The 2714-nt window shown below is 53.9% G+C and carries 3 protein-coding genes; all 3 read right to left on the reverse strand.

Features of this window, described 5'->3' with window-relative positions:
* Positions 1-83 precede the first annotated feature (83 nt).
* Positions 84-674 carry a hypothetical protein gene (locus tag AB5213_RS16915; protein WP_368277008.1) on the reverse strand — a complete coding sequence of 197 codons (591 nt, stop codon included), beginning with the start codon at positions 672-674 and terminating at the stop codon, positions 84-86.
* A gap of 80 nt (positions 675-754) precedes the next feature.
* Positions 755-2308 (reverse strand): hypothetical protein, encoded by a 1554-nt coding sequence (locus AB5213_RS16920; RefSeq protein ID WP_368277009.1) that lies wholly within the window; start codon positions 2306-2308, stop codon positions 755-757.
* A 79-nt stretch (positions 2309-2387) separates the two neighbouring features.
* Positions 2388-2714 (reverse strand): hypothetical protein (locus AB5213_RS16925; protein WP_368277010.1); only part of this gene is annotated, 327 nt, incomplete at its 5' end.

The following is a 2714-nucleotide window of genomic DNA, read 5'->3' on the forward strand; positions in this document are numbered from 1 at the left end:
ATGGCGCGGGCGATATCGCGGGCGAGCATCGGCTTTTCCGCGATGACTAATTTGCTCATATGGTTTCCTTCCTTTCTGGTTTGCTAGTCTTTAGGGAATAAAAGTGCGTCCGCACGTTCAGAGTCGAAACTCACGATGAATCGTTTCGCATCCATATCAAGAATCTGATTGTCCTTTAGGGTGTCGATGATTTCACGGATAACCTCAAAACTGAGTTTCGATGCTGACCTCATGTCATTTCTGGTCGGATTCTCTCCGACATGAGAAGCCAAAAAGTCGATAAGCGAGCGTTTTCCTTCGGAAATCGCTGCTTGACGGGCGATGGATTTTTGCTCGGTTCTCTCGATGCAGGCGGAAAGAATCGCGCTTTCGAGGTCAAAGGATGCCTTACCCTCATCAGCGATTTCCGCACCCGCTTTAAGGCCAACTCCAAGACCGATGTAATAGTTGAAATCTGCATACTCCCTTGCCCAGAGCTTGATTTCAAAGAACTCAGGTTCCTCGTCATTCCCCAAAGGCCAAGGCTTCACGAGTGCGTAACGGATGAAGCTGTTTTTTAGTTTTTCGATATTGTCTCGCTTAGATGGGAAAATCTCCCCCACGAACTCGATGAAATTCCATAGGTCATTGAGTTCCCCTTTGGAAAAATGTTCCTTTACATCTTCGTATGCCATGACGCTAATGCTCCTTTTCCAGTCTGAAAAGATGCCGCACCTCTATGAGCGATGCGGCAACCTGTTTCGCTGTTTTCCTGTCATTTTAGGTTGCTATCGATATGTCTTTCTGTAACGCGGGCGGTTTCCGCACGTCTTCCCGCGTCAAGTGCAGCTCTCCCGGATGCCATGTCACGAGATTCCCGCCGCACGCGGGACGTTTCCCTTCCATGCGTTTCCATCTGCGGGGTGTCTGCTCGTAGCTTGACAATGCATTCCGGTGGGCGTATAATTCTTCTATCAAGGTCGGGGCTTGCGATGTTGCCCCCAAACAATTGAAGTTTGGCTCGCGCATCGAGTTCCCGGCCTTTTTCTATGTCCTGATAGAGGACTCTCTGCGGCATCTGCTGCATCTTGAAGCGAAAGTAGTTCTCCGGTTTCCCATAGAAGCTGCAAACGATGGTGCCGCCAACGGAACGTCCTTCGCTAACGGCATTTCCACCCGGTCTTAACGCTGTAATGAGGGGAAATCCGTCCTCGTCCACATCGGCAAGAACAGCAATCATCGTATCGTCCCGGTCGGAATCCATGAGAACGACAGGGCGTTCCAGAAGCTCGGGCAGGCGCTTTATCTGCTCCAAAGTAAGACCGTGGGGATGCCTGACCCTCACGGTGGACGGGTAGAACCCTTTCGGTACGAGCGCGTCACGCAGGTGGTTGTAGGTATAGAAGAAGGGGTCTTGCGGAAATCCCGCTTCACGATAGATATTTCCGGGTGAGGAAACTTTCAGATACGCGCCCCTTGTGGAGAAGGATGCATCATAGAGGAACGGGGCGAAGTCGGCGGCTTCGTCCGCGAAGTCCAGATACTCCCCGTAACGGTCGGCGAGCGACAAAAGCTCAGTTGCCGCGATTTGCCTGCGGAGGAAGATTGCGCCATCCGGTCGGATGCCGGTGATGCGCTCCGTTGCCGGTTTGGAAACGGCGTTCTCGTATTCGCAGATTGTTCCGAGCCATTCCTGCAACCTTGCGGGTTTTACGGATTGCTTTCCATACAAAGGAGACGAAACCCGTCCCACCTGCATGTTCTCACGTTTCGCATCCGTGACGGCGGGCTTCCATTTGTCTCCGTTCGGCAAAGGCTTCCGGTCAACCCCGACGAACCCGAGCCGGTGCCCTTTCACGACCGTTCCATTCGCAACCTTGTCGGCAAGGTCGGAGATGGAACCGTTGAACCCGATGGCATCGGCGCACGTTTCAAGTGAGGTGAAGACCGTATCTAAGTCTTCGCAATAGACCGCTCGCTTGAAGTGCGAGTTGGGTGGTTTCGGCTCGTCTGCATAGTAGAAGTGGTAGCCGAGTAGGGCGGAACCTGAAATCAGAGCGGTGCGCATGTTGCCACGGTTGTTGGTTTTCCCGGAGTCCAGCCATTTTAAAGCGGCAATGGCCGATTCAAACTGAACCCCGGTTTCCAAACAGATAACCGGGCGCTTTTTGGAGGAACCTTTTCCACCGTTGCCGGATTTGAAAAACGAATCGTCCGGCTTCGGCTCGTCTGCGCGGTAGAAGTGGTAGCCACCGGTGCTGTAGCCGTAGGTCAGGGCACTGTTGAGACTACCCGAGCTTACTCCATATCGCTCCATGGCTTCCTTCATGCTCTCGAACCGCTCTTCTGTTTCCAAGCAGATGACGGGAGTACCCGGTTTCGACACGTAACCTACCTTCTTTCGAGTCCTAGCCGATGTTCTGGGTGTCCTTTGCTGGCGCGTCCCTTTGGGGGGCATCGGCGAGCAGTGCATCCTTGCCGGAAGCCATATCGTGGATCTCGACGGAAATGTCGTATCCGCAAGGCTCCATACCGTGTCGGATGGCATCGACCGCCTTTTCGCCACTACCGGGTTCGCTGATAACGGTGAAGTACCCTTCCACGCGGGCGCTCTCCCCATCCGTGAGCGACCGGCTCTCCCCGGTCTCGGGGTCGAAGCCCACGGCTACGATATCGCCGTTTAGAACGGTGTAGAAATCCCCCATCTCCACGACCTTCGAGTAATCGAGCTGGGA

The sequence above is a fragment of the Coprococcus sp. RTP21204st1_G4_RTP21204_210225 genome, from assembly GCF_040915385.1.
In the GTDB taxonomy this organism is placed as follows: domain Bacteria; phylum Bacillota; class Clostridia; order Lachnospirales; family Lachnospiraceae; genus Allocoprococcus; species Allocoprococcus comes.

What these genes read in the sequence shown, in the direction of transcription:
- AB5213_RS16915 (WP_368277008.1), bottom strand. Translation starts at nt 674, where the DNA reads ATGGCATACGAAGATGTAAAGGAACATTTTTCCAAAGGGGAACTCAAT.
- AB5213_RS16920 (WP_368277009.1), bottom strand. Translation starts at nt 2,308, where the DNA reads ATGAAGGAAGCCATGGAGCGATATGGAGTAAGCTCGGGTAGTCTCAAC.